This window comes from Streptomyces sp. AV19, assembly GCF_015999245.1.
GTDB lineage: Bacteria > Actinomycetota > Actinomycetes > Streptomycetales > Streptomycetaceae > Streptomyces.
The window spans coordinates 197,248-222,016 of sequence record NZ_JAEAMR010000003.1; the positions used below are offsets into that span (position 1 = coordinate 197,248).

Annotated in this window: 26 protein-coding genes and 1 tRNA gene; 19 read left to right on the forward strand and 8 right to left on the reverse strand. The window is 72.3% G+C overall.

Going from position 1 to position 24,769, the window contains the following annotated elements:
• The first annotated feature begins 165 nt into the window (after positions 1-165).
• The gene (locus I5Q34_RS00900) at positions 166-1,662 is read left to right on the forward strand and encodes a M60 family metallopeptidase (RefSeq protein ID WP_199890123.1); all 1,497 of its coding nucleotides are present in this window, start codon (positions 166-168) and stop codon (positions 1,660-1,662) included.
• A gap of 315 nt (positions 1,663-1,977) precedes the next feature.
• On the opposite strand, the gene I5Q34_RS34265 is transcribed toward I5Q34_RS00900, so the two are convergent.
• Both I5Q34_RS34265 and I5Q34_RS00910 read right to left on the reverse strand, forming a co-directional pair.
• A complete protein-coding gene (locus I5Q34_RS34265) occupies positions 1,978-2,202 on the reverse strand; it encodes a DUF397 domain-containing protein (RefSeq protein ID WP_199890124.1) in 225 nt (74 codons plus the stop codon).
• Positions 2,203-2,217: 15 nt separating this feature from the next.
• On the reverse strand, positions 2,218-3,081 hold the full coding sequence (locus I5Q34_RS00910; RefSeq protein ID WP_199890125.1) for a helix-turn-helix transcriptional regulator: 864 nt from the start codon (positions 3,079-3,081) through the stop codon (positions 2,218-2,220).
• A gap of 164 nt (positions 3,082-3,245) precedes the next feature.
• Between I5Q34_RS00910 and I5Q34_RS00915 the strand changes: the two genes are divergently transcribed.
• The 4 genes from I5Q34_RS00915 to I5Q34_RS00930 all read left to right on the forward strand — a co-directional run bounded on the left by I5Q34_RS00915 (position 3,246) and on the right by I5Q34_RS00930 (position 5,216).
• Positions 3,246-3,584, forward strand: a complete 339-nt coding sequence (locus I5Q34_RS00915) for a hypothetical protein (RefSeq protein ID WP_199890126.1) — start codon at positions 3,246-3,248, stop codon at positions 3,582-3,584.
• Positions 3,581-3,832, forward strand: a complete 252-nt coding sequence (locus I5Q34_RS00920) for a DUF6255 family natural product biosynthesis protein (protein ID WP_199890127.1) — start codon at positions 3,581-3,583, stop codon at positions 3,830-3,832. The genes I5Q34_RS00915 and I5Q34_RS00920 overlap by 4 nt, the downstream gene beginning before the upstream one ends.
• A 153-nt stretch (positions 3,833-3,985) precedes the next feature.
• Positions 3,986-4,414: a hypothetical protein gene (locus I5Q34_RS00925; RefSeq protein WP_199890128.1), complete on the forward strand. Its 429-nt coding sequence runs from the start codon at positions 3,986-3,988 to the stop codon at positions 4,412-4,414.
• 103 nt (positions 4,415-4,517) lie between these two features.
• A complete protein-coding gene (locus I5Q34_RS00930; RefSeq protein WP_199890129.1) occupies positions 4,518-5,216 on the forward strand; it encodes a hypothetical protein in 699 nt (232 codons plus the stop codon).
• Here I5Q34_RS00930 and I5Q34_RS00935 read toward each other — a convergent pair.
• Both I5Q34_RS00935 and I5Q34_RS00940 read right to left on the reverse strand, forming a co-directional pair.
• Positions 5,176-5,715 (reverse strand): GNAT family N-acetyltransferase, encoded by a 540-nt coding sequence (locus I5Q34_RS00935; RefSeq protein WP_307811627.1) that lies wholly within the window; start codon positions 5,713-5,715, stop codon positions 5,176-5,178. The two genes, I5Q34_RS00930 and I5Q34_RS00935, sit on opposite strands and share 41 nt — an antisense overlap.
• Positions 5,712-6,815 (reverse strand): Gfo/Idh/MocA family oxidoreductase, encoded by a 1,104-nt coding sequence (locus I5Q34_RS00940; protein ID WP_199890130.1) that lies wholly within the window; start codon positions 6,813-6,815, stop codon positions 5,712-5,714. The genes I5Q34_RS00935 and I5Q34_RS00940 overlap by 4 nt, the downstream gene beginning before the upstream one ends.
• Positions 6,816-6,979: 164 nt before the next feature.
• Here I5Q34_RS00940 and I5Q34_RS00945 point away from each other — a divergent pair, with 164 nt between their 5' ends.
• From I5Q34_RS00945 to I5Q34_RS01005, 13 genes are all read left to right on the forward strand, one after another.
• Positions 6,980-7,291, forward strand: a complete 312-nt coding sequence (locus I5Q34_RS00945) for a hypothetical protein (protein WP_199890131.1) — start codon at positions 6,980-6,982, stop codon at positions 7,289-7,291.
• Positions 7,292-7,474: 183 nt separating this feature from the next.
• Positions 7,475-8,272: a hypothetical protein gene (locus I5Q34_RS00950; RefSeq protein WP_199890132.1), complete on the forward strand. Its 798-nt coding sequence runs from the start codon at positions 7,475-7,477 to the stop codon at positions 8,270-8,272.
• 302 nt (positions 8,273-8,574) lie between these two features.
• Positions 8,575-9,366, forward strand: a complete 792-nt coding sequence (locus tag I5Q34_RS00955) for a GntR family transcriptional regulator (RefSeq protein ID WP_199890133.1) — start codon at positions 8,575-8,577, stop codon at positions 9,364-9,366.
• Between the two features lie 107 nt (positions 9,367-9,473).
• Positions 9,474-10,595 carry a TIGR03364 family FAD-dependent oxidoreductase gene (locus I5Q34_RS00960; protein ID WP_199890134.1) on the forward strand — a complete coding sequence of 374 codons (1,122 nt, stop codon included), beginning with the start codon at positions 9,474-9,476 and terminating at the stop codon, positions 10,593-10,595.
• Positions 10,596-10,604: 9 nt separating this feature from the next.
• Positions 10,605-11,312, forward strand: coding sequence for a phosphonatase-like hydrolase (locus tag I5Q34_RS00965; protein WP_199890135.1), 708 nt, complete (start codon positions 10,605-10,607; stop codon positions 11,310-11,312).
• On the forward strand, positions 11,309-12,352 hold the full coding sequence (locus I5Q34_RS00970; protein WP_199890136.1) for an ABC transporter ATP-binding protein: 1,044 nt from the start codon (positions 11,309-11,311) through the stop codon (positions 12,350-12,352). The genes I5Q34_RS00965 and I5Q34_RS00970 overlap by 4 nt, the downstream gene beginning before the upstream one ends.
• Positions 12,345-13,211: a 2-aminoethylphosphonate ABC transporter permease subunit gene (locus I5Q34_RS00975; RefSeq protein WP_199890137.1), complete on the forward strand. Its 867-nt coding sequence runs from the start codon at positions 12,345-12,347 to the stop codon at positions 13,209-13,211. The genes I5Q34_RS00970 and I5Q34_RS00975 overlap by 8 nt, the downstream gene beginning before the upstream one ends.
• Entirely contained in the window at positions 13,198-13,995 is a 798-nt protein-coding gene (locus tag I5Q34_RS00980; protein ID WP_199890138.1) for an ABC transporter permease, read from the forward strand. Before I5Q34_RS00975 ends, I5Q34_RS00980 begins: the two co-directional genes overlap by 14 nt.
• A gap of 25 nt (positions 13,996-14,020) precedes the next feature.
• Positions 14,021-15,076, forward strand: coding sequence for a 2-aminoethylphosphonate ABC transporter substrate-binding protein (locus I5Q34_RS00985; RefSeq protein WP_199890139.1), 1,056 nt, complete (start codon positions 14,021-14,023; stop codon positions 15,074-15,076).
• A gap of 97 nt (positions 15,077-15,173) precedes the next feature.
• On the forward strand, positions 15,174-15,953 hold the full coding sequence (locus I5Q34_RS00990; RefSeq protein WP_199890140.1) for an HAD-IIA family hydrolase: 780 nt from the start codon (positions 15,174-15,176) through the stop codon (positions 15,951-15,953).
• 114 nt (positions 15,954-16,067) lie between these two features.
• Positions 16,068-16,688 (forward strand): hypothetical protein, encoded by a 621-nt coding sequence (locus tag I5Q34_RS00995; protein ID WP_199890141.1) that lies wholly within the window; start codon positions 16,068-16,070, stop codon positions 16,686-16,688.
• 19 nt (positions 16,689-16,707) lie between these two features.
• Positions 16,708-17,370 carry a class F sortase gene (locus tag I5Q34_RS01000; RefSeq protein WP_199890142.1) on the forward strand — a complete coding sequence of 221 codons (663 nt, stop codon included), beginning with the start codon at positions 16,708-16,710 and terminating at the stop codon, positions 17,368-17,370.
• A gap of 164 nt (positions 17,371-17,534) precedes the next feature.
• Positions 17,535-18,590: a glycoside hydrolase family 6 protein gene (locus I5Q34_RS01005; RefSeq protein ID WP_199890143.1), complete on the forward strand. Its 1,056-nt coding sequence runs from the start codon at positions 17,535-17,537 to the stop codon at positions 18,588-18,590.
• 148 nt (positions 18,591-18,738) lie between these two features.
• Here the strand turns inward: I5Q34_RS01005 and I5Q34_RS01010 are convergent, their stop codons facing one another.
• The 4 genes from I5Q34_RS01010 to I5Q34_RS01025 all read right to left on the reverse strand — a co-directional run bounded on the left by I5Q34_RS01010 (position 18,739) and on the right by I5Q34_RS01025 (position 23,662).
• Positions 18,739-20,724, reverse strand: coding sequence for a kelch motif-containing protein (locus tag I5Q34_RS01010; RefSeq protein WP_199890144.1), 1,986 nt, complete (start codon positions 20,722-20,724; stop codon positions 18,739-18,741).
• Positions 20,721-22,583 (reverse strand): glycosyltransferase family 2 protein, encoded by a 1,863-nt coding sequence (locus I5Q34_RS01015; RefSeq protein ID WP_199890145.1) that lies wholly within the window; start codon positions 22,581-22,583, stop codon positions 20,721-20,723. The genes I5Q34_RS01010 and I5Q34_RS01015 overlap by 4 nt, the downstream gene beginning before the upstream one ends.
• 219 nt (positions 22,584-22,802) lie before the next feature.
• Positions 22,803-23,486, reverse strand: coding sequence for a FadR/GntR family transcriptional regulator (locus tag I5Q34_RS01020; protein WP_199890146.1), 684 nt, complete (start codon positions 23,484-23,486; stop codon positions 22,803-22,805).
• Between the two features lie 102 nt (positions 23,487-23,588).
• Positions 23,589-23,662 (reverse strand) — tRNA-Lys (locus I5Q34_RS01025).
• A 255-nt stretch (positions 23,663-23,917) separates the two neighbouring features.
• Here I5Q34_RS01025 and I5Q34_RS01030 point away from each other — a divergent pair.
• Entirely contained in the window at positions 23,918-24,631 is a 714-nt protein-coding gene (locus tag I5Q34_RS01030; protein ID WP_199890147.1) for a C40 family peptidase, read from the forward strand.
• The last annotated feature ends 138 nt before the right edge of the window (positions 24,632-24,769 follow it).

A 24,769-nucleotide genomic window follows, 5' to 3' on the forward strand; every position in this document is an offset into this window, starting at 1 on the left:
ACCTGGGTCCACAAGCCCTTTCCTGCTGGCGTGTTGGAATCGATTTGAGGCGGTTTTCGCCGGAAATGACGGAGCGGTTCGCTCTTCAGGGCCGCCGGAGAACGCTGCCGCGACAAGAGATTCGCAGACCCTCGCCACCGCGAGGCAGGGAAGGGAAACTTCCACGTGACGCGTGACAATTCGCCCAAGCACCGGCGCCGGACGGCCACCAGCAGAAGGACCGCGTTCATCGCGGGCACGGTCCTCGCTGCCGTGATGGGCACGACGGCGGCCACCACGGCGGAAGCCGTGGCCGCGCCGGTGACCGCCCAGGACGGCGACTCCGCCGGCGCGGCCACCGAGCAGCGCCGCGGCGCGCGGCAGCTCAAGCCCGGCGTCTTCCACACCCCCATGGGCCTCACAGCGAAGCTGTCCGCCAAGCCGTCTCCGGCCGCGGAGCAGCAGCGCCTGAAGTCCACGCTGCAGTTGAGCAACGCGCAGAGCACCGGCCTGTACCTGCCGCCGCAGAAGCGGTCGGCCGTCATCATCGACGACACTCCGGAGAGCCGGGCCGGAAAGGTGAAGCTGCACATCGGCGTCCCGGGCGCCAAGGAGGACGGGGGCGAGCAGCGCGTCATCACCCTCAAGCCGGGCAGCAACATCCTCCGCGACCGGCCCGGCGGCATGCTCTACCTCTCTGTCGAGGGGGATGCGTCCGCCTCGGCCACCTTGGAGACCATCGGAATGGCGGAGGCCCCGCGCTTTGTGCTCGGTGAGACGAGCAACAAGGAGTTCCGTGAGCTGCTCGACAGGCCCACCAACGTCCCGTGGGTCGAGTACGTCAGCGAGCGGACCGTCCTGACGGTGGACCGGGCCACGGCGCTGAAGTACCGCGACCAGGACCAGAAGCGGCTGATGGAGTCCTACGACACGATCGCCCGCGTGCAGGACGCCGTCAACAACGTCGGGGACGGGAAGAAGACCCGGCAGACGGCCACCAGCCCGCTGGTCCAGCACATCACCCTGGACAGCCGGAAGACGGAGGGCGTGGCCCGGGCCACGGATGGCCGGGTGGCCTTCAACCCTGCCTACGCCGACGTCCTCCTCTCCCCGGGCAAGCTGGCCCAACGCCCTCACGCGATCAGTTCGTCGCTTGTGCATGACAAGCGGACTTGGGATGTCTGGAAGGAGCTGGGCCGCCACCGTCAGCTCGCGCCCCTCGGCGGCGACGGGTTCGGCGAGGCCACGGCGAGCCTCTACGCCACCGCCGTCGAGCGGCACTTCCGCCCTGTCGGAGGGTTCACCGCCGGCATCACTTCGCGGCTCAGCCAGACCCTGGCCAAGCTCCGCGAAGCGGACCCGTCCTCGGCGGATGTGCAGCGGGCCGTCATGCTCGACCAGCTCAGGCTCGCCTACGGCCCGGACTTCTGGCCCAAGGTCAATGATCTGGCCATCAAGGACAAGCCCAAGCACCCGCGCGGCTCCCAGGACAACCTCATCCTGATGACCAGCGTCGTCACGGGTGAGGACCTGCGGGACTTCTTCGCGAAGTCGAAGATGTTCCCGAGCAAGGACGCCGCCAAGGTCCTGGACAAGCTCGATCTCCGCACGCCCAAGCATGATCCGTCCGCTTTCGAGAACGGCAGGCCCAAGGAAGGGCGCGTCGTGGGGCTCAGCGAGTAGGCCGGACCCCCGCACTCGCTGCCCCGGACGGCACCCTCGCCGCCGGGGCGGCGGTGCGTCGTTCGCCGTCCGGGCCGTGCTTCTTGGTGACGGCCCGGCCGTCGGCCTGGGCGTTCGCCGTCCGCCCTGGCAGCCACGGCGCAGCCCGCCCGGCAATGCTTCCGGCAGTCCGGGACGGGGGCCCGGCGGTGAGGGCGGCAAGGGACCGCGGTCCGCTCGCGTCGCGTCCGGGGCCGCTCCTCGGCGAAGTGCCCGAGTTCGGCGCACTCGCCGGCCGTGGACAGGGTGGGGGAGGTTTGCCCCAGCCCCGCCCTTTCACCGTTTCCGCAGGGGCTGCGCCCCTTCGTAACCCCGCAGGGCGGTGGTGAAGGCCGTCCAGGCGGACGGGGGGAAGAGGCAGGCGCCTCGGGGGCGGGATTTGCTGTCGCCGACGGCGACTCGGCCGTCGGCGGTGGGCTGTGATTCGACGCACTGGTCATCAGCGTTGGCGCTGTACGTGGATTTTTTCCAGCCGCGCTCGGGGAGAACGTGACGTATCACGGCAAGTTACCTCACTCAGGTTTCCAGTTCCCGCGCGATCGAGGCGATCATTTCCGTGGACTGACTCGATGACAGCGCCGCTGCTCGAAGCCCGTCGATCGCCCTTTGGTACTTCTTGACGGTTGCATCCTCCTCCAAGTAGAGGGCCCCGTCGAGGTACTCGACCTGCACGACATCGAAGTCCAACGGGTCGGGGTAGGAGAACATGGAGAACGAGCCGCGTGCCCCATCGAAGGCCCCCTGGGAGAAGGGGATGACCTGGATCGTCATCTCGGGAGGCCGGCTCAGGGAGATCAAGTGGCGGAGCTGTTCGGCCAATACCCGTCTGCCGCCGATCTGTTGACGGAGGACGCCTTCGTAAACGATGACCAGATGTCTGGTCGGCTCTTCGCGCTGGAAGATGTCCTGTCGGGCCATTCGAAGGTCGACGTAGAATTCGACTTCCTCCTTGGTCAGTCGCTCGTTGCAGCCACTGATGATGGCGGCGGCGTAGTTGCGGGTTTGCAGTAGTCCCGGTACCACGTGTGCCTGAAACGTCGTGATGCGCGCAGCATCGGCCTCCAGGGACAAGAGCTCTTTGAGGTCGGGACCGATCTTGTCACTGTGCTTCCGCCACCAACTGCGTTTGTTGCCCTCGGCAGCGAGGGCGATCAGCCACTCCCGTAGCTTCTCGTCCTTGACCTCGTAGAGGGCGAACAGCGTCTCCAGCTCCAGGCGCGTTACCCGGTGCCGACCGGTCTCGATGCGGCTGAGCTTGGTGTTGTCGCTGTGGATCGTCTGTGCGGCCTGGGTTGCGGTGATCTCTGCTGCCTCCCGCGCTTCTCTGAGAGCGGTTCCCAGCCTGCGGCGGCGGGCCGTTCGGCGGGCGTTCTGCGGCATGCCTTCCTCCTTCGGGGTGTCGTCCTCAGCCTGGTGCACTTGTGCCTGTCGTCATCGACGTATCGGCAGATGCCACACGGACGAGTGATGCGGCCCAAATTGGGAGTTCTGGTCATGCCGCTGCCTGCACACTGGGCCCCCAAACCAGAGAACGGGAGCGAGGCGTGACCTACCGACCCGGCACCTACGTCGTCGACGTCCGCGAGAAGCGGCTCGTCCAGATCACCGGCACCGCCGGCGACCGTGTGCAGGTGCGCAGACCCGGCGGCGGGCTCGAATGGGAAGTCCCGCCGGACGTCCTGCGGTTGGCCTCGCGGGAGGAGCGCAACGAGGCCGGGCTCCGGCCGTACCAGACCGGGTGCGAGCGGTGCGCCGAGCTCGAAGCCGCCCGCCGCACCGCCGCGTCCGGCGACGACCCGCGCGCGTCGCGCGACGCCACCGCCGAAGCGCTCACCCACTGGGTGATGGAGCACTGCCTGCGCAAGGACAAGGAGAAGCCATGATGAACCAGTGCCAGCACACGGAGGGTTGGGACTCGGGCCGGGGCGAGAGCCGCTGCCGCACCTGCGGCACCCGCCGCTTCACGGACTACGGCGCCCTGCGGCCAAGGGAGTTGCCGCCCGTCGTCAAGCGACCGCTTCACGACCGTATCCGCGCCGACCGCGCCGCCGCGATCGTGATCTCGCGGACCGTGCGGCACATCAGCCGCTGGGGGCGAAGTGACGCCGAATTCGTCTGGGTGGCGGCCTGACATGGTCCCCGACGACCAAACTGCCCGCTATTGCCAGGAGTCACGGCACCCCACGGTCGGCCGCTGTCCTTCACCGCAGGTCATCGCCTTGAGTCCGACGGCCCGGGTGAGGGGGCGTCCGCCGAGGAGCAACTTGCGGGCAGAATGGCTGTCATGGAGGCCGTGGACGACAGTTGGAGCGAGTGCGTAAGGATCGCCGACGTCGTCATCGGCCGGGAAGGGGCGCTCGCCGACGGGCGTTACGGCCGGGAAAGGCGGGCCCGGTTCCGGACTTGGGGAATCTCCCCGGCCACGGGGGACGCCCTGGTGCGCATCTTGATCGTCCTCGCGGTGCGGCAGCAGCAGCCGTCCTCGTACGGCGGCCGTGCGCTGCTCGTGGAGGCTGAGCGGGCGCTCGGTTCGTACCGTCCGCACGAGCTCTTCGCGGGCGTCCCCGCGACCGGCGTCGACGACGCGGACCGCGTCCATGTGGACGCCCTGCGGCTGCTGGTCTACAGCGTGACCGGTCCGTCGATGAGCACCCTCGAACGGCTGCTGACCGAAGCCCGGCAGGTCCTGCGCCGGGTCGTCATCGACCTGTGACGCGCATCACGTTGCCGTGGGTCAATCCGGAGCCATAACTTCCGGATAAGGGCCGCAAGACGAAGTCTTGCAGCCACTACCCCCACACCCCAGGAGTGCCGCCATGCGCCCGTCCACCCTCCTGAGAACCGGCCTCGGCCTGAGCACGGCCATAGCCATCCTCTCCGCGACCGTGCTGCCGGCCTACGCCGCGAGCGACGCCCCGGCCGCCGCGCCGCAGGCGACACAGGTCGTGCAGACGTCCAAGGACACGACTGCCGTCGGCTGGCTGAGCGACGCGGAGCGCAAGGCCCTTGCGCCCTTCGTGAGTTACGGCAGCGGCCGCTACAGCCTCGACGCCAAGGGCGCCCAGGCCGCAGGCATCAGCCAGAAGGCGATCGACGCCGTCAAGACAGCCGTCGCCCGCCTCGACACGCTCGTCGACAAGAACCTCGCCGTCAGCAAGGACAGCGAGGGTGTGGTCGTCGATCCCACGACGGCGGCGATCGCCCCGCGCAGCGGGGAGACGCAGATCGTCGAGGGCATCACCGTGAAGGTGACCTGGTTCGGCCTGCTGATCCACCTGGACCCGTTCGTCACCGGCAAGGTCCAGGCCGGCGTGGATATCACCAAGGACCTCGTCCAGGTCGTGACCAGCGTCGTCACCATCGCGTCGCTCGGCAGCCTGCTCCCCGCCACGATGCTCGTCGCCGCGCTGACGGACCTGGGCTCGAAGGTCGTCTCCTTCTGCACGACGCGCAAGGGCGAGCTGTACGTCTACGTCACCTGGGCGGGCGTCCCGGTCTGCAATCCGTTCGCCTGAGCATCATGGCGAGGTGGCCTTCCCCTTCGGCGAGTTCACGGTAGCCCCACGACCGATACGCCGCTCGTGCGGGCTCCGCCTCGCAGTGGACGGTGAGTACGACGTGCTCCGCGCCGGTGCCGGCGAGGAGCGCGTCGTGCAGCCGGCGGGCGACCCCGCGTCCGCGCCAGGGCGCGCGGACCGCGAGCTCCAGCAGGGCGAGTGTGCGGGGCAGTGGTATGACGCCCTCCGGTAGGAGGCCGTACCAGATGATGTCCGCGCCGAGCGGTCTGCCGAGGGCCATCCCGGCCGGTTCGCCGGAGGCGGCGACGCGGGCGAGGGCCGCGCGGAAGCCGGGGCGGCGGGCCTCCTCCCTGAACCGGCGGAAGGTCAGGGCGACTTCCTCCTCGGACTCGCCGTACGGCGGTTCGGCGAACGCCTCGGCATGGACGAGTCGGAAGGCATCCTCCGTCCGTGCCGCGGTGGCGCCGTCCATGACCTCGACGACTATCGGGGTCACAGCGCCACCGTCCGCCCCTCCTCCGCCGACCGCTTCGCCGCCTCCAGTACCCGCAGTGTCGCGGCGGCCTCCGTCGCCGTGACCGGCGGCTCCCCGCCCTCGCGCACCGCCCGTGCGACGGCCGCGTAGTACGCGGGGTAGTCGCCGGGCAGCGTCGGCACCGGCTCGCCGCCGCCTGTCAGCGGGGACTCGCCCGCGCCGAGCCGGCCCCAGGAGTGCTCCGGCTCGGCGCCCCAGGACGTGGCGCCGGGCCGCAGGCCCTCGCGCAGGGCGGCCTCCTGGGGGTCGAGGCCGTACTTGACGTAGCCCGCGTCGCTGCCCAGCACCCGGAAGCGCGGGCCGAGTTGGGCGGTGACGGCGCTCATCCAGAGGTGGGAGCGGACGCCGTTCGTGTGCCGCAGGGCGATGAAGGTGTCGTCGTCCGCCTCGGCGCCCGCGCGGCGCACGTCCGCCTCGGCGTGGACGGTCTCGGCCGGACCGAAGAGAAACAGGGCCTGGTCCACCAGGTGGCTGCCCAAGTCGTAGAGGATCCCGCCCACTTCGGCCGGATCGCCGGACTCGCGCCAGCCGCCCTTGGGGTGCGGGCGCCAGCGCTCGAAGCGGGACTCGAAGCGCAGGACGCGGCCGAGGGAGCCGTCCGCGACCAGCTTCCGGACGGTGCGGAAGTCGCCGTCCCAGCGGCGGTTCTGGAACGGGCTGATCAGCAACCCGCGTTCCCCGGCGAGCGAGGCCAGCGCCTCCGCCTCGGCGGCGGTCGCCGCGAGCGGCTTGTCGACGACGACCGGCAGCCCGGCCTCCAGCGCGCGGTAGGCGAGCGGGACGTGGGTGCGGTTGGGGGAGGCGACGACGATCAGGTCGAGCTCACCGGCGTCGGCGCGGGCGAAGAGCTCGTCCGGGGAGGCGGCGGTCCGGGACCCCGGGTGCTCGGCACGCACCTGGCGCTGCCGGTCGGGATTGGCGGTCACGACCGTGTCGAGGACGAGGTCCGGGGTGGCCGCGATGAGCGGGGCGTGGAAGAACGAGCCCGCGGTGCCGTAGCCGATGAGGCCCACGCGAAGGGGGGTGCCGGTAGTGCCGGTAGTGCCTGGGGTGCCGTCCATGCCCGCCACTCTGGCACACGGACGGGTGGGTACCGGAGCCGGGGAGTCCACTCGACGTCCCGCGCGTCTCACTCGTCCGAGGGAAGGAATTGCACCCATCCGTACCGTTACCAGGCAACCGCGTTGTTCCTTCCGTGATGCACCTTTCGCGAAGAGGAACCGCCATGAGATCCGCCCTGGTCGCCGTGCCCGCCGCCGTCCTGTTCGTCCTCCTCACGCCCTCCCCGGCGGACGCCGTCCAGCACGGCATTAGCCGGACGTTCACGGTCTCCACGGCCCGGGTCGCCACGCACACGATCTACTGCCCGGGCCACGAGCACACGCACAGCGGAGGGGCGCAGGTCAGCCCGCCCGGCAAGTACTACATGCGGAGCACGCATCCGACGCCGGACCGGAAGGGGTGGTCGGTGACCACCGCGCCGCTCCCCGGGACCACGGGAGGGCGCACGGTCACCCTTTACGCCCTGTGCGCCTGAGCCGGCGCTCCGCCCAACGGGCGGAATCCGACGGCCGGCCGGGGGACTTCCCGCCGTGTCTGTCGCCCTCCGGCGGCGGGACGGGGATGTTCCCGGTGAACCGCGAACGTGACGAGTGAAGCGTGAAGCGTCAAGCGTGAACTGTGAAGCGTGAAGCGGAGCCCCCACCCCGAAGGTTCCTCGATGCTGCTGCCCCGTGCACTGCGGATCACCGCACTGCGGATCACCGTCGCCGGTGTGTTCGCCGCCTGTGCCGTCGGACTCGCCGCCGTCGGATCCGTCCCGGTGTCCGCCTCCGCGGGTGACCGGCAGGAGTGCGGAGACCCGGGCAGCCCGGACTTCCCGATCGTCTCGCGGCTGAGCGGCGGCCCGGCCGTCTACGAGCGCGGCGCCGACGCCCCCGCCTGGGAGCTGGACCTGCGCAACGACACCGGCACCGGGTGCCGGGCCGTGCACCCCGTCGTCGTCCTGTCCGACCGGAGCCGCGCGCTCCGGCCGCAGGACGTGCGGATGGAGTTCTACGACCGCGAGGGCGCCCGCTGGCGGCCCGTGCGCTTCGAGCGGACGGAGGAGGCCGAGAACGTCGGCGTCCTGGAAGGCCGTTCGCCCGACTTCCGGGGCTTCGACGTCCCCGCGCACCGGACGGTCGCCGTCCCCCTGCGCCTCGGTTTCGCCGACGGCGCCCCGGAGGGGCCCGTCACCGCCAACGTCACGGCGGTGCAGCGGCGCGGTGCGGACGGGGCGTGGGTGGGGGAGTCGGAGGACTACACCTTCACGGTCGGACGGGCCGCCGCCGCGCCGGTCGCCCCGGGGCCGACCCCGCGGGCGAGCCTTCCGGGCGGGGAGCGGCCCGGGCCGCCGGTGCTCGCCGAGACGGGGGCTTCGCGCGCGGTGGATCCGGTCGAGGTCGCGCTCCTCGCGCTCGGGTGCGTGGGGGGTGGGGTGGGGTTGCTGCTCTGGGCGCGGCGGATGCGGCGTTGAGGTGGGAGGGGTTTTCTCCCCGCCCCGCCCTTTCACCGTTTCTTCCGGGGCTGCGCCCCTCGGCCCGCTCACCGTGCTCCGCGCGGTGGTGTGGGGGCTTCGCCCCCTGCGCCCCGCTCCGGGGCTGCGCCCCCGCGCCCCGCTCCGGGGCTGCGCCCCCGCGCCCCGCTTCGGGGCTCCGCCCCGCGCCCCGCTTCGGGGCTCCGCCGCTCGTCCTCAATCGCCGGACGGGCTGACTCGAATCGCCGGACGGGCTGACTCGCCACACGGCTGCTGGATTCGGCACCTGCGAGGATCGCGCCGTGGATCAGTCCTACAGCACCCCTGACTCCTACAGTGCCCCCGGCTCCTGCAGCACTCCCGGCGCGCCCCACCGCGACGGCGTCCCCGAGCACGGCCGGGTCCCCAAGTACTACGCGGTCAAGACGCACATCACCGCGCTCCTCGACGAGCTGGGCGAGGGCGGGCTCCTGCCCACCGAGCGGGACCTCGCCGGCCGGTTCGGCGTGGCCCGCGAGACCGTCCGCCAGGCCCTGCGCGAACTGCTGCTGGAGGGGCGGCTGCGACGGCTGGGCCGGGGCACCGTCGTCGCCGGTCCCAAGCTGGAGCAGCCGCTGTCGCTGGCCAGTTACACCGAGGGCGTGCGCCGCCAGGGGCGGCGGCCGGGCCGTTCCCTGGTCGGGCTCGACCGCTTCCCGTGCCCGGAGGCGCTCGCGCCGGACGTGGGGGCGCGTGCCGGGGAGCCCGTCTGGCATATGGAGCGGGTGCTGCTCGCGGACGACGAGCGGGTCGGGCTGGAGAGCACCTACGTCGCGGTGGCCCGGGTGCCGCGGCTGGACGAGGAGTTCGAGCCCGACTCGTCCTTCTACGGCTACCTCCGCGAACGGCTCGGCGTCCGGTTCGGCGACGCGGACGAGCGGCTGGAGACCGTCCTGGCCACGCCGCGCGAGGCGCTGCTCGTCGGGACGCCGCCGGCGCTGCCGATGCTGCTGATCCACCGGGTCTCGCGGGACGCGGACGGCGGGCCGCTGGAGCGGGTCCGCTCGCTCTACCGGGGGGACCGGTTCTCGTTTACCGCCCACCTCCAGGGGTAGTTGGGTAACGGAATCGTAACGGGTCTAGTCCAAGCTTGAGGGCCGGTTCACCCTCCCGTGGCCGGCCGTCCTTTTTGCCGACACCCGCCCCGAGGAGCGTTCCGGACATGCGAGTCATCGTCGTCGGAGCCGGCGTGCTGGGAACCCTGCACGCCTGGCACGCAGTCCAGCGCGGCCACCAGGTCGTGCACATCGAGCGCGAGGCCGAGGCGCGGGGCGCCTCCGTGCGCAACTTCGGCCTCGTCTGGGTCGGCGGCCGGGCCGCCGGGGAGGAGCTGGAAACCGCCCTGCGGGCCCGCGCGTTGTGGGAGGAGATAGGCGCCCGCGTCCCGGGCGTCGGGTTCCGTGCCAACGGATCGCTGACGGTCGTCACCGACGAGGCCGAACTGGCCGTCGCCCGCGCCGCGGCCGCCCGCCCCGACGCCGCCGCCCGCGGCTACGAACTGCTGGACGCGGAGGAGACCCGCCGCCGCAACCCCGCGCTGCGCGGCGAACTCCTCGGCGCCCTGTGGTGCGGGCGCGACGCCGCCGTCGAACCCCGCGTCGCCCAGCGGGCGTTGCGCGAGGCGCTGGCCGCCTCCGGCCGCTACACCTTCCTCGGCGGGCGCGAGGCCCGCGACGTCGTCGGCGAGCACGGCGTCCGCGACGACCACGGCGACGTCCACACCGGCGACGCCGTCGTCCTGTGCACCGGCGCCTGGCTCGGCGGCCTCGTCCGCGAGCTGGCCCCCCAATTGCCCGTACGCCGCGTCCGGTTGCAGATGATGCAGACCGCCCCGCTGGGCGAGCCGCTCCCGACCTCCGTCGCGGACGCCGACAGCTTCCGCTACTACCCCGCCTACCGCTCCCCGGAGCTGGACGCCTTCGCCGCCGCCCGGCCGCAGCCGCCCGTCGCCGCCGAGCACAAGATGCAGCTGCTGATGGTCCAACGGGCCGACGGCGGGCTGACGATCGGCGACACCCACGCGTACGCGACCCCGTTCGCCTTCGACGTGGACGAGGACCCGTACGCCCACCTGACGGCCGTTGCCGAGACGCTCCTCGGCCGCCCGCTGCCGCCCGTCCGGCGCCGCTGGGCCGGGGTGTACGCGCAGTGCCTGGACGCCGGGAAGGTCGTGCACCGCGAACGGGTGCGCGAGGGCGTCTGGCTGGTGACCGGGCCCGGTGGGCGCGGCATGACCTGTTCCCCGGCGATCGCCGGGGCGACCGCCGACGCGCTGGGCTGGTGAGGAGGAGGCATGGAACCGATCACGCTGGTCGTCCTCGACATGGCCGGGACCACCGTCGCCGACGACGGACTCGTCGAACGGGCCTTCGCCGAGGCGGCGTCCGAGGTGCTGGGCACGGAGGGCTTCGCTGAACGACTCGACTACGTCCGCGCCACGATGGGCGAGTCCAAGATCTCCGTCTTCCGGCACCTGAGCGGCGGTGACGAGGGCGTGGCCCGGCGCGCCAACGCCGCCTTCGAGACGGCGTACGCGCGCCTGGTGGACGCCGGGCACTGCGCCCCCGTGCCCGGCGCGCGGGAGGCGATCGAGCGCCTGCGCGGCGAGGGCCGGACCGTGGTCCTCACCACCGGCTTCGCCCGCACCACCCAGGACGCGATCCTCGCCGCCCTCGGCTGGGACGACGGGCCGGCCGACCTCGCCCTGTGCCCCGCCGACGCGGGCGGCCGCGGGCGGCCGTACCCCGACATGATCCTCACCGCGCTGCTGCGCACGCACGCCGCGGACGGCGTCGGCGGCATCGCGGTCGCCGGCGACACCGCGTACGACATCCTGAGCGGACGCCGCGCCGGGGCCCCGGTCGTGGCCGGCGTGCTGACCGGGGCGCACGACGCGGAGGCGTTGCGCGCGGCGGGGGCGACGGCGGTGCTGGACTCGGTCGCCCAACTCCCGGACCTGATCGCCGCGTACGAGGCGGGGGCGGGGGCCGGCGGACCGTGACCGGCATACGCTTCGACTCCGTCTCCGTCGCCTACGACGGCACCACCGTGCTCGACTCCCTCGACCTGGCCGTCGGGCCCGGCGAGGTCATGGCCCTCCTCGGCCCCTCCGGCTCCGGCAAGACCACCGCCCTGCGGGCCGTCGCCGGCTTCGTCCGGCCGTCCTCCGGGCGGGTGTTCATCGGGGACCGCGACGTCACCGGGCTCGCGCCGCACCGGCGGGGCGTGGGGATGGTCGTCCAGCAGTACGCGCTCTTCCCGCACCTGCGGGTCGACGCCAACGTCGCGTTCGGGCTGAAGGCGCGCCGGACGCCGCGCGCCACGGTCGCCGAACGGGTCGCGGAGGCGCTGGAGATGACCGGCATGTCCGCCTTCGCCCGGCGCTACCCGCGCGAGCTGTCCGGCGGCCAGCAGCAGCGCGTCGCGATCGCGCGGGCGCTGGCCATCCGGCCGGGGGTGCTGCTCCTGGACGAGCCGCTGTCCGCGCTGGACGCGCGCCTGCGCTCCGACATGCTCGCGGAACTGGCCCGTCTGCACCGGGAGTTGCCCTCCGTCTCCATGGTGTACGTCACCCACGACCAGGTCGAGGCCCTGACCCTGGCCGACCGCGTCGCGGTCATGGACCGCGCGCGGCTGCGCGACTGCGGGACGCCGCAGGAGCTGTACCGCAGCCCGCGCACGGAGTTCACGGCGTCGTTCGTCGGCAGCGCGAACCTGCTGCCGGTGACCGTCGCCGACGACGGCGTCTCCTTCGCGGGCACGCCCCTGTCGGTCTCCGGCACCTTCTCCGGCGCGGCGGCGACGCTGTGCGTCCGCCCGCACCTGGTCGGCCTCGGCGACGGCCCGAACGCGCTGCGCGGCACGGTGTCCGAGGTCCAGTGGCGCGGCGCGACGCACCGCGTGTGCGCGGACGTGTCCGGCCACCGCCTCCTGGCGGACGTCCGCGAACTCCGCGACCCGCCGCGCCCGGGCGCGCCGGTGACGCTGCACTTCGCGCCGGAGGACGCGGTGCTGCTGCCGGCGGGGGCGGGCCATGCGTAGCCGTCGCGGGGCCGGGGCCCTCGTGCCGTGGGCCCTGGCCCTCCCCCCGGTCGCCGTCCTCGGGCTGTTCTTCCTCTATCCGCTCGGCCTCGTCGTCCGGGAGTCCCTCGGTGGCGACGGCGGCGCGACCACCGCCGCGTACGGCCGTGTCTTCGCGCAGGACGCCTTCCGGGACGCCCTCGGCAACACCGTCGTCATCGCCGCCGGGGCCACCGCCGGCGCCCTGGTCCTCGGCTTCGCGCTCGCGATCGTGATCGCGTTCGTGCCCTTCCCCGGGGGCCGGGCGGTCGGGCGGTTCGTCGACGTCTTCCTCTCCTTCCCCTCGTTCCTCATCACGCTCGCGCTGCTCTTCGTCTACGGGCGGGCCGGCATGGCCAACGGGCTCTGGACGGACGTCACCGGCGCCGCCGCCGGACCGTTCGGCGACTTCCTGCACACCCGGTGGGGCGTGCTGCTCGCCGAGGTCACGTACTTCACGCCGTTCGTGATGCGGCCGCTGCTCGCCGCGTTCTCGCAGCTGGAGACGGCCCAGCTGGAGGTCGCCGCGTCGCTCGGGGCGAAGGCGCCGCGGATCGTGCGGCAGGTGATCCTGCCGGAGGCGCTGCCCGCGCTCGCCGCGGGCGGGTCGCTGGTGCTGGTGATGTGCCTGAACGAGTTCGGGATCGTGCTGTTCACCGGTGCGAAGGACGTCACCACGCTGCCGGTGCTGATCTACGGCAGGGCGATCCTCGACGGCGACTGGACCGCCGCCTGCGTGGTCGCGGTGGTCAACATCGCGCTGTCGGGCGGGCTTTACGCCCTCTACCGCTCCGTCCTGGCCCGAGGCGACCGAGGAGGACTCCGCCGTGCTCGTGCATAGCCGCACCGCCCGCCGCCTGGTGCACGCCGTGTTCCTGACGCTGTTCCTGCCCGTGTTCGCGCTCCCGTTCGCGGTCGTCGTCGCGGCCTCGTTCGCCACCTCCTGGAGCGGAGCACTCCCCTCCGGCGCGACGCTCGCCCACTACCGCGACGTCGCGCACGGCGACGCCCTCCAGGCCCTGACCACCAGCCTGCTCACCGCCCTCGCGGCGAGCGCCCTCGCCCTGGTCACCGGGACGTGGTCGGCGCTGGCCGCCGCCCGGCTCGGCCCGCGCGGACGGCGGCTGGTCGACGGCCTGTTCATGCTGCCCGTGGCCGTACCGTCGGTCGTCGTCGGGCTGTCCCTGCTCGTCGCCTTCTCCCGGCCGCCCCTGCTGCTCAACGGCACCCCGCAGATCGTCGTCGTCGCCCACGCCGTCCTGGTCACGGCCTTCGCACACCAGTCGGTCACGGCCGCGCTGGCCCGCCTCGACCCGGCGTACGAACAGGCGGCCGCGAGCCTGGGCGCGTCCCCGGCGTACGTGCTGTGGCGGGTGCGCCTGCCGCTGCTGCTGCCCTCCCTCGGCGCAGCCGGCGGGCTCTGCTTCGCCCTGTCCATGGGCGAGTTGAGCGCCACGATGATGCTCTACCCGCCCGACTGGCTGCCGCTGCCCGTGAAGATCTTCGGCGCCACCGACCGCGGCGCCCTCTTCGCCGGGGCGGCCCTCGCCGTCGTCCTGATGACCGCGACGCTGCTGGTGCTGCTCGCCGTCTCCCGGGTGCGCACCCGCGCCTCGTACCGATAGGCCCCGTTGAGGAGTTCGACACGCCATGTCCCGTACCCGCACCGGAGGCGTCGCCCTGCTCGCCGCCACCCTCCTCGCCCCGCTCACCGCCTGTGGCGCCACCGGCGGATCCGACGCGAAGGAGATCACGGTCTACAGCGCCGACGGCCTCAAGTCCCAGGACGGCTCCGGCTTCTACGACCGCGTCTTCCGCGACTTCGAGAAGAAGACCGGCATCAAGGTGAAGTACGTCGAGGGCGGCTCGGGGGAGGTGGTGCAGCGGCTGGCCCGGGAGCGGAGCAACACCCGGGCGGACGTGGTCGTCACGCTGCCGCCGTTCGTCCAGCAGGCCGACGGCAAGGGCCTGTTGGAGACGTACCGGCCCAAGGGCTCGGAGAAGGTCGCCGACTCCGACAAGGACCCCTCCGGCAAGTGGACGTCCGTCGTCAACAACTACTTCTGCTTCATCTACAACATGAAGGAGCTCACGACCCCGCCGAAGACCTGGAACGACCTGCTGGACGACCGCTTCGAGGGCAGACTCCAGTACTCCACCCCCGGCGTCGCGGGCGACGGAACGGCCGTCCTGGTCAAGGCGATGCACGACCTCGGCGGCAAGGACGCGGCGATGGAGTACCTGAAAAAGCTCCAGCGGAACAACGTCGGCCCGTCCTCCTCCACCGGCCAGCTCGCCCCGCGCACGGACAAGGGCGAACTCCTGGTGGCCAACGGCGACGTCCAGATGAACTTCGCCAACATGGCGACCATGCCCCACCAGGGGATCTTCTTCCCGGCGGCGGCCGACGGGAAGAAGCCCGGCACCTTCGCCCTGCCCTACGCGGCCGGGCTGGTCAAGGGCGCGCCGCACGCCGACAACGCCCGGAGGTTCCTCGACTACCTGCTCTCCGAGGGCGTCCAGCGGCAGGTCTCCTCGGTGGCCGGCGGCTTCGCGGCCCGTACGGACGTGACGGCGACCGACAGGAACGCGAAGGCGCTCGCGGACATCATGAAGGGGACGGAGATATTCCGCCCGGACTGGGCGGACATCAACCGCAATCTCACCTCGTACGTCGACGCCTGGAAGGCCGCCACCGGGAGCTGATTAGGCTGGAGGGTGCCGGGGCGGCGGGCGAGCCCTGCCGTCCCGGTTCCATCAAGCGCCCCGGGCCCCGAGGCACAGCACGGCAGGAGTTCCGCACGTGGCAGAGCGCAAGCCCATCGAGTCCTGGCTCACCGACATGGACGGTGTGCTGATGCACGAAGGCATCCCGGTGCCCGGCGCGGACGCCTTCGTCAAGAAGCTCCGCGCATCCGGCCGGCCGTTCCTCGTGCTGACCAACAACTCCATCTACACCCCCCGCGACCTGCACGCCCGCCTCCGGCGGATCGGCCTGGACGTCCCCGCCGCCAGCATCTGGACCTCGGCCCTGGCCACCGCCCAGTTCCTGGACGACCAGCGCCCCGGCGGCACCGCCTACGTCATCGGCGAGGCCGGGCTCACCACCGCGCTGCACGACATCGGCTACGTCCTGACCGACGCGGACCCCGACTACGTCGTCCTGGGCGAGACGCGGACCTACTCCTTCGAGGCGCTCACCAAGGCCATCCGGCTGATCAACAACGGCGCCCGGTTCATCGCCACCAACCCCGACGAGACCGGCCCCTCCGCCGAGGGCGCCCTGCCCGCCACCGGCTCCGTCGCCGCCCTGATCACCAAGGCGACCGGCCGCGAGCCCTACTTCGTCGGCAAGCCGAACCCGCTGATGATGCGGTCCGGGCTCAACATGATCGGCGCCCACTCGGAGACCAGCGCCATGATCGGCGACCGGATGGACACCGACGTCCTCGCCGGGCTGGAGGCCGGCATGCGGACCTTCCTGGTGCTCACCGGGCTGACCCGGCCCGACGAGATCGAGCGCTACCCCTTCCGCCCGTCCACCGTCGTCGACTCGATCGCGGACCTCGTCGACCTGGTGTGACCCGTCCGGCCGGTACGCGCATGCGGTTCCGTCACCGATTGGAGTAACGGGTCGACGGAGCGGATGCGCCGCCGGTCCCCGCCGGGTGAACCTCTGAGGGTCAGGAGGTTCACCATGGTTTCAGTCCGCTCCGCACTCTGCGGTGCGCTGACGGCGGTCGCCGTCGGTGCCGCCCCTGCCCATGCCCTCGACGACCCACCCTCGACCCGAGTGGGAACGGTGGAGCTCGTTCCCGTCACCAGCAGGCCCGGGGCCGACGTGCAGCTGCGCGTCTCCGGCTGCTCCGGCGATCGCGCCACGGCCGTCTCGGAGGCGTTCGTGACCGATGCCAGGCTCGCCCGGGACACCACCGGCCACTCCGCCGAGGCCACCGTCCGCTCCACGACGTCCGCCGGCACCTACCCCGTCCGCGTCAACTGCGACGGCCGCGAAGACGTCGCCGAGGGCGTGCTGACCGTCGTCCCCGACGCGGTGCCCGACGGCCGGGACGGCCGCGGGCCCCATGACGGCCGCGACGGGCACGACGGCCACGCCGCCCTCACCGGCCAGGACCACGACCACGAGCACGAGCACGGCGTGCCCGTCGCCCCCGTGCCCGCGGGCGGCGGCGGCACCGCGCCCGTCGCCGCGGCCGACACCCCTGGCACCCCCGGGCTCGTCCTCGGCGGCGCCGGCGTCCTGATCGCCGGCGTCCTGATCTGGTACCGCCGCCGCACCGACGCCGGCCGTCGGTGAGGGGAGGCGATCCCGCGCCATGTCCGAAGCACGCGCCGGCACCGGCGGCCGCCTGCTGACGGGCGTGGCGTGGGCGGCCCTGCTGTTCGCCCTGTGGCTGTGGGGCCGAGAGGTCACCGAGGTGCCGTCCGGGTCCTGGACCGCCACCGGCGACGTCGCCGCCGCGGGCCGCCCGCCGGCGCTCGAACTGCCGCCGCCGCACCCCCCGCTGCCCGGGGCCACGCCACAGCGCCTGGCCATCCGGGCCATGGGCCTGCGCGCCCCGATCGAGGGCCGCGGCCTGACCCGCGAGGGCGCGGCGGAACCGCCGCCGTACGACCGGGCCGGCACCGTCGCCTGGTACCGCGGCGGCCCGCAGCCGGGCAGCCCCGGCGCGGCCGTCCTCGTCGGCCACGTGGACACCGACAGCGCGCCGGCGGTCTTCTACGAACTCGGCGGCCTCAAGCGCGGCGAGACGGTCAGCGTCGCCCGGGCCGACGGCTCCACCGCCGAGTTCACGGTCGACGACGTCGCCGTCTTCAGCAAGGACCACTTCGACGCCGGGCGCGTGTACGGGCCGCACGCCGCGGGCCGGGCCGAACTCCGCCTGATCACCTGCGGCGGCGACTACGACCGGGTCCGCCGCCAGTACAGCGCCAACGTGGTCGTCTCGGCCTACCTGACCGGAACCGGACCGGCGTGAGGAGCCCGCGCACCGCGCCTCCGGTGCTCCTTCAGAGCGATCCGATGTCGTGTCATGAGATGACCGGCCCCGGCCGGGGACCCGGCTGTGCCAGCATGGGGGCGACCGGTCGTTGTCCCGAGGGGCCCGATGCGCTCCCGGAAGTACACCCCAAGGGGGAGTGGATGTACGGCAGTCACACCGGCCACGCCCGTCGGGCCCGCGCGGTCCTCGTCCGGGCGGTCACCGCGGGAGCTCTGGTGCTCCTGGCCGGCTGCTCCTCGTCCTCGGACGACACCTCCGCCCCCGCCGGATCCCCGCGGCCCGCCGTCGCCTCCCCCTCCCAGCTCCCCCGGGCCCAGTCCCCGTACTGGGTGAACCCGGACGGGACCGCCGCCCGGCAGGTCACCCAGCTGCGCAAGGCGGGCAAGGAGCGGGACGCCGTCCTCATCGGGAAGATCGCCCAGCAGCCCGTCGCCGAGTGGATCGGCGTGGACGACCCGGAGAGCCAGACCCGCGGCTTCACCGAGGCCGCCGCGCGGGCCGACCGCGACGCGCTGCTCGTCCTCTACAACATCCCGCACCGCGACTGCGGCCAGTACTCGCAGGGCGGCGCCTCCGACGGGGACTCCTACCGCGCCTGGCTCGACCGCGCGGCCGCCGGCATCGGCGACCGCAGCGCGACGGTGATCCTGGAGCCGGACGCACTGCCGCACATGGAGGACGGCTGTACGCCGCAGCAGTTCCACGAGGAGCGGTACGCGCTGCTGAAGGAGGCCGTCCGCAAGCTGAAGTCCCTGCCGCGGACGAGGGTCTACCTGGACGCGGGGAACCCCAGCTGGGTCACCCCCGCCACGCGGATGGCCGAGCCGCTGCGGCGCGCCGGCATCGACCGGGCCGACGGCTTCGCCCTCAACGTCTCCAACTTCCAGACGACGCGGGACAGCAAGGAGTACGGCTGGGCCCTGTCGACCCTCCTCGGCGACAAGCACTTCGTCATCGACACGAGCCGGAACGGGAACGGGCCGCTGTCCGGGGGCGACCACGAGAAGGCGTGGTGCAACCCGGCGGGCCGGGCCCTCGGCGAGCCCCCGACGACCCGCACGGGTGACCGGCTGGTCGACGCGTACCTGTGGATCAAGCGGCCGGGCGAGTCGGACGGGGCGTGCAAGGGGGGGCCGGACGCGGGGGAGTGGTGGGAGACGTACGCGCTGGAGCTCGCGCGTAACGCGCGGTCGTGAGGGGTGGGGGCGGGGGGCGCGCCTTCTGGACCCCTGGAACCGCGCTCCGCGCGGTTGTCCTCAAGCGCCGGACGGGCTGATTCAGCCGGTCCGGCGCTTGAGGACAACGCCCGAGGGCGATGCGGGCGCCGAGCCAGGAAGGGCACCCCTACTTCTCGGCCACCGGCACCTTCACCCACACCGCCTCCGCCGGCGTGTCCTGATCGTCCACCACCGTCAGCATGTACCAACCCGGCGGCACCAGCGAAGGGTCCTTCGGCAGGGTGACCGTCACCGACGAGTTCCCACCCCGGTCCGCACCGCTCCGCGTCATCTCCAGCGCGATCGACCGCTGTTCGATGTTCGTGACGTGCGTGAACGACCCCGGCCGGATCAGCCGCGCCTTCGCGACCGGACGCGCGGACGCGACCCGGTACGTCGCCTTGTCGCCCAGCTTCACCGTCTGCGGCGCCGTGCTCCTGATCTCGGGACGGCCGTCCCGGAAGAGGTACGGCGGGGTGTAGAGGTCGATCTGCTGCTGGAAGACGCCGGGCATCGTGTTGTCCTTGTCCCGGAAGAGGGAGTCGGAACCGAAGGTCATCACCCGGCCGTCGGGCAGGAGCAGCGCACCCGAGTGGTAATTGCGGCCGACCAGCGGATCGGCCACCGCGTGCGAGGAGTTGGTGCGCGGATCGTAGACCTCGGCCCTGAGGATGTTGGAGTTGCTGCGCCCCCGGTAGTCGCCGGAGCCGTTGGTGGTGAGGACGGTGTCGTCGGGGAGGATGACGCTGCTGGGGTAGCGGGCCTTGGCGTACAGGTCGGGGCCGTCCTTGAAGCGCGGACGGTCCGTGTGCAGGTCCACGAGCCTGGTCCTGGACGTGGACTTCTTGTCCTCGCCGACCCCGCCGCCGCCGAGGACCATGTACCGCTGGTCCTGGGCGGGGGGCAGCAGGACGGACATCGAGGTCTCCAGGACGTCCGGGTCGCTGATGCCGGGGACGGGGATGAAGGAGTTGTTGCCCAGGTCCCACACGCCCGGTTCGCGGCCCTTGTCGGCGGGCCCGTAGCCCGCGTTGGAGCCGGTGTAGAAGATCTTGCCCTTGTCGGTGAGGAAGAGGGCCGGGTAGGTGGGGAAGAAGCGCTCCTGCGGGAGGTAGGTCCACTTCTTGGTCTTCGGGTCGTAGACCTCGTTCTTGCCGGGGACGACCTGGCCGATCTCGTCGAGGCCGGAGACGGAGAGGACCTTGCCGTCCTGGAGGGTGGTCAGCGTCGGGTACCAGCGGGCCTCGTTCATCGGGTCGACGGTGACGTAGCGCTCGGCCACCGGGTCGAACTCGAAGGAGTCCTTGATGCCTTGGAAGTCCTTCTTGTCGAAGGAGAGCTTGTTGGCGATGCCGTAGAAGTTCCGGGAGTCGTCGCCCTTGAGGCCGCCGATGCGGTAGTTGTCGGTGAGGCCGGTGGCGTGCTCCTGGCCCTTCTCGAGCGCCTCGACGTAGACCCGGGCCGTGCTGACCGTGACCTTGACCTTGCCGTCCTTGCCCTGGTCCTTCTTGGCGCGGGGGACGAGCACGGCGTCCTTGGACTCGAAGGACTTGCCGGTCTGCTTGCCGGTGAAGACCGTGCCGGCCGGGAAGGTCATCGGCTTGTCGGGGTTCTCGTTGTGGACGACCATCAGGCCGCCGGCCTTGGTGACGTCGCCGTCCAGCTTCTCGTAGCGCTGGGTGCCGCCGGCGACCAGGAGCCTGCCGTCCGGCAGCTGGGTGTGGCCGGCGCAGAAGAGGTCCTTGGGGGTGGGGACGTTCTTGAAGGTGTTCTCCTTCGGGTCCCACAGGACCGTGCGGAAGGACTTCGCCTGGAAGTTGGCCGCGTTGTTGCCGGAGCCGGCGACCAGGAGCACCTTGCCGGTGTGCAGCAGGGCGGCGTGGATCGTGTTGATCCGGTACTCGTCGGGGACGTCCACGACGTCCCAGTGGCCGTTCTTCGTTTTGTACCCCGGCTGGTTGATCTTGTAGTCGTGGTACTGGCCGGAGGCGTAGCCCCAGATGGCCGGCCCGTTCATGCCCGCCAGGACGAGCACGACCGCCGCACCCACCGCGGTGCGGCGGGTGCGGCGGCTGAGCAGACGGTTCCGGAGTCGCGTGGTCCGGAGTCTCATGTCTGGGCTCCCTCGGGCCGTTTGCCGTGGCGCACGGTCCACCACCAGGCGGCGATGGGCGCGACCGTGATCACGACGGCCAGCGCCGCCCAGGTGCGCATCGCGGCATGGGCGTGACCCAGGAAGAACGAGGCCACCAGCGAACCGCCGAAGATCAACAGGAAGAAGAGGTGGATGCGGAAGGTGCCGAACAGCGTGTCCGGGCTGGCCGAGTCGCCCTTCGGGGTCACCACGAACCGGCTCCTGCGGCGCAGCACGGCGTCCATCAGGGACCGTGCGTAGACGGGTGCGGAGAGCGCGGACATCGCCATGCCGGCCACCCCGCCGGAGCCCTCGGGCTCGTGCGGGGAGACGTTGTGCCGGCGGTTCCAGATGTAGAGGCCGATCTGGAGGGCCGCGGCGTCGCTGTAGAGCATCATCCACACCTGGGAGTCGATCTGGATGCCGGCGGCGCCGAGCCCCAGGAAGAGCGCGCAACTCAGGGCGCCGAGCATCCAGTTGACCGCGGTGATCGGGTAGTAGACGACCATCAGCGTGTAGTTGAGGAAGGGGCCCGGCCGCAGCGTGAAGGGGCCCTTCCAGTACTGCTTGATGATCGTCTCGTAGGTGCCCCGGGACCAGCGCAGCTGCTGGGTGAAGAAGTCCGTCCACGCGTTCGGGCCCTCGCCGACCGCGAGCACGTCGGGCGTGTAGACGGAGCGCCACTTGCGGCCGGTGGCCGGGTTGCGGTGGCGGTGCAGCTCGAAGCCGGTGGCCATGTCCTCCGTGATGGAGTCGAAGAGCCCGCCGATGCCCTTGAGGGCGCTGATGCGCACGGCGTTGTTGGTGCCGACGAACATGGGCGAGCCGTAGCGGTTGCCGGCGCGCTGGATGAGGGCATGGAAGAGGAACTGCTGGCTCTCCGCGGCCTTGGTGACGGCCGCGTCGTAGTTCCCGTACACCTGAGGTCCAACGACGAAGGAGACATCCGGGTCACGGAAGTAACCGAGCATGCGCTCCAGGAAGTTGGGCAGCGGCACGTGGTCGGTGTCCACGGAGGCGAAGAAGTCGTAGTCGTCGCCGTGGGCGTCGAGCCAGGCGTTGTAGTTGCCGTGCTTGGTCTTCGCGCGGTGCGGGCCCTTCGGCCGGTTCCACTTCTCCACGCCCTTGCGGGAGAAGTGGTGGACGCCCAGGCGCCGGCACACCTCCTTGGCCTCGGGGTCGTCGCCCTCGTCGAGGAGCCAGACGTGCACGGGGCCGCGGTGGCGCACCCGGACCGCCGCCTCCAGGGTGCGGGTGACCATCTCGATCGGCTCCTTGCCGGGGACGAACGAGGTGAGGAAGGCGACCCGGGTGCCGGTCTCCGGGACGACCGGTATCGGGTCGCGGGCCACCAGGGTGGCGTGGGCGTTGGAGATGACGTTCAGCGTGCGGAAGACCTCGATCAGGCCGATGGACACGAGCATGACGGCGTCGAGGGCCCGCATCAGCGGGGTCGCGTGGTCCCGGTGCGTCCAGTGCGCGGGCTGGAGGAGCCAGACCAGGAGGACGACGGAGACGACGGGGGCCAGGCCCAGCAGCAGGGCGGCCTGGACGCGGTGCGGCTCGTCGGCCAGGAGGCTGCGGTAGCGCACCCGGTAGGGACCGGGGCCGGGCTGGGTGAGCGGGCCGGCCAGGCGGCTGTAGTGCTCGTAGTCGTAGCGCGGGCGCGTGGCGTGGTGCGGCCGCGGCGGCGGCGGGGCGGGGCGGGGCGCGGGTCTGCGCCGCTCGTCCTCCGGCTCCGGCGGGGCCGGGATGCGCAGCCGGGTGGCGACCGAGGGGTCGCCGACCACGGGATCGTAAGGAGTCGTCCGCCGGGCGTCGGCAGGCGTGGACGTCATGAGTCATTCCCCCCGCATGGTCATTCCCCCCGCACGCAGCGCGGCTGCGTGGTGTGCTGGTGCGTGGGCCCTGCCGGCCCCCCTCGGCCCGGCGCGGGCGCGTCGGCACCGGCTCCCTCCGGCGCCGCCAACTCCCCGCGACGGCGGTGATGTTGGAATACAGCTGTTGGATCAGGATCTCGGACCCCGCGGCATGATCGCAAGGGCGAAACAAGCTGTTTACCGGGCAAAGCGGTACGCCTTTCGTAGGCGTGTACGAATGTCGCAGAAGTGATCGCGAATGGCCTCTTCTGTTCGGATCGCGTCGCCCGCCCGCACGGCCGTGACGATGGCCCGGTGCCGGGCCGAGACCGTCCGCGGGTCCGGGGGCGGCCCGGCCCCGTCCCGCAGCCGGTGGAAGGCGCTCCAGAACGCCTCGGGCACGGCGTCGATCAGCGGGTTGTCCAGCCCACGGCAGAACGCGGCGTGGAAGGCGCGGTCGGTCTCCGTCCGGACGGGCCCGGTCAGCGACTCGTCCTCCATCCGGGTGACGATCGCGTCGAGCTCGGCCAGCTCCGGCTCCGCCAGTCGCCCGGCCAGCCGCCCGGCCAGCCCGGTCTCCACCGCCTCCCGCAGCTCCAGGAGCTGGAGCAGGCTGTCCTCGCCGCGCCGGTGGCCCGCGACGGTGCGGAAGACGAGGCCCTCGGTGATCGGCGCCATGGTCATCGGGCCCACGTAGGTGCCGAAGCCGTGCCGGATCTCGACGATGCCCATCGCCTGGAGCGCCTTGAGCGCCTCGCGCACACAGGTGCGCCCCGTCCCCAGCAGCTCCGTCAGCTCCCGCTCGGTGGGCAGAGGCGCCCCGGGCGGCAGCCGGCGGTCGATGACGATCTGCTTGATCCGCTCCAGGAGGTCACTGGCCATTGGGAGACTGTGCCCTGCCGCCATCCGCTTGGCCAGCACACGAAAGCCTTGGCCAACGCCAAGAGGCCCCTCACTCAGAGTGAGGGGCCTCTTGGCTGTCTGTGCGCCGCCAGGGACTCGAACCCCGGACCCGCTGATTAAGAGTCAGCTGCTCTAACCAACTGAGCTAGCGGCGCCTGCTGACAGAGAAAACTCTACCTCACTCCTGGGAGTGCTTCCGACCACCCTGGCGGAGTACAGCCCGGACCGGGCCGCCCGCGGTCGCTTCCCCTGCTGGTCGGGGCGGTGGGCGGCCGGCCGGGGCGCACCGTGGGGTGCGGGGCGCGCGGACCGCTGAGAAGCTGTGCCGAGCGGTGCCGGGGGCGATCGGAGGCGCCCGCCGGAGCGCGCCGCGGGCCGGGGGTGACGGTCGGCGGAAAGGGCGGACACCGGTGGACGATCCGATATCCGGCGGCCGCGCGCGGCCCGGGGGGTCTGCGGAGAGTGACGACGAAGGGGGCGCCCGGCGCGGTGTCGTGCGCGGGGCCCTGCTGGCGGCGATGGGCGCGGCCGTCATAGCCGGCTCCGGCCCGGCCGCGGCCTGGACCGGGGACCCGCCGGATCCTGTGGTGGTTCCAGTGGCGCAGGATCCGTCGCCGGAGGGCTATCCGGAGCCGGAGGAGGGGGCGCCCGCCCTGGCCGTGGAGGCGGCCGTCCCGGAAGCGGAGGACGGGGCGGAGGAGGGGCTCGAAGCCGTCGGCGAGGAGAGCGCCGAGGCGGCCGCGCCCAAGGGGGTGGAGGCCGCCGTCGCGTACGCCGTGGCGCACATCGGCGATCCGTACGCGCTCGGGGGCCGGGGGCCGCACCGCTGGGACTGCTCCGGGCTCGTACAGGAGGCGTACCGCCGCGCGGGCGTGCGGCTGCCGCGCATCGCCGCCGATCAGTACCGGGCGACCGTCCGCATACCGCGCAGCGCCCTGCGCCGGGGGGACCTCGTCTTCTGGTCCTCCGACGGGCGGGCCTCCGGGGTGCACCACGTGGCGATCTACCTGGGCGGCGGCCGGTACCTGGAGGCGGCGCGGCCGGGGACGAAGGTGCGGATCTCGGCGTTCTCGCGCTACAGCCCGAACCTCTACGGGCGGGCGCGGCCGCCCGCCGGACGCTGAGGGGTCCGGAGCCGGGGGCGGCGCCGATTCGGTGAACGACGGCCGAACCGTTGCCAACTTTGGCCTGGACATGACTATTTGCTCGGCGCTAGCCTCCGTATTGGTCTGGACCGCATGGCCGGTATGCGGCGTTCCCCT

Coding starts and splice junctions, on each gene's coding strand:
- I5Q34_RS00910 (WP_199890125.1), bottom strand. CDS start 3,081: ATGCCGCAGAACGCCCGCCGAACGGCCCGCCGCCGCAGGCTGGGAACC.
- I5Q34_RS00920 (WP_199890127.1), top strand. CDS start 3,581: ATGATGAACCAGTGCCAGCACACGGAGGGTTGGGACTCGGGCCGGGGC.
- I5Q34_RS00925 (WP_199890128.1), top strand. CDS start 3,986: ATGGAGGCCGTGGACGACAGTTGGAGCGAGTGCGTAAGGATCGCCGAC.
- I5Q34_RS00930 (WP_199890129.1), top strand. CDS start 4,518: ATGCGCCCGTCCACCCTCCTGAGAACCGGCCTCGGCCTGAGCACGGCC.
- I5Q34_RS00940 (WP_199890130.1), bottom strand. CDS start 6,815: ATGGACGGCACCCCAGGCACTACCGGCACTACCGGCACCCCCCTTCGC.
- I5Q34_RS00945 (WP_199890131.1), top strand. CDS start 6,980: ATGAGATCCGCCCTGGTCGCCGTGCCCGCCGCCGTCCTGTTCGTCCTC.
- I5Q34_RS00950 (WP_199890132.1), top strand. CDS start 7,475: ATGCTGCTGCCCCGTGCACTGCGGATCACCGCACTGCGGATCACCGTC.
- I5Q34_RS00960 (WP_199890134.1), top strand. CDS start 9,474: ATGCGAGTCATCGTCGTCGGAGCCGGCGTGCTGGGAACCCTGCACGCC.
- I5Q34_RS00965 (WP_199890135.1), top strand. CDS start 10,605: ATGGAACCGATCACGCTGGTCGTCCTCGACATGGCCGGGACCACCGTC.
- I5Q34_RS00975 (WP_199890137.1), top strand. CDS start 12,345: ATGCGTAGCCGTCGCGGGGCCGGGGCCCTCGTGCCGTGGGCCCTGGCC.
- I5Q34_RS00985 (WP_199890139.1), top strand. CDS start 14,021: ATGTCCCGTACCCGCACCGGAGGCGTCGCCCTGCTCGCCGCCACCCTC.
- I5Q34_RS00995 (WP_199890141.1), top strand. CDS start 16,068: ATGGTTTCAGTCCGCTCCGCACTCTGCGGTGCGCTGACGGCGGTCGCC.
- I5Q34_RS01000 (WP_199890142.1), top strand. CDS start 16,708: ATGTCCGAAGCACGCGCCGGCACCGGCGGCCGCCTGCTGACGGGCGTG.
- I5Q34_RS01005 (WP_199890143.1), top strand. CDS start 17,535: ATGTACGGCAGTCACACCGGCCACGCCCGTCGGGCCCGCGCGGTCCTC.
- I5Q34_RS01010 (WP_199890144.1), bottom strand. CDS start 20,724: ATGAGACTCCGGACCACGCGACTCCGGAACCGTCTGCTCAGCCGCCGC.
- I5Q34_RS01015 (WP_199890145.1), bottom strand. CDS start 22,583: ATGACGTCCACGCCTGCCGACGCCCGGCGGACGACTCCTTACGATCCC.
- I5Q34_RS01020 (WP_199890146.1), bottom strand. CDS start 23,486: ATGGCCAGTGACCTCCTGGAGCGGATCAAGCAGATCGTCATCGACCGC.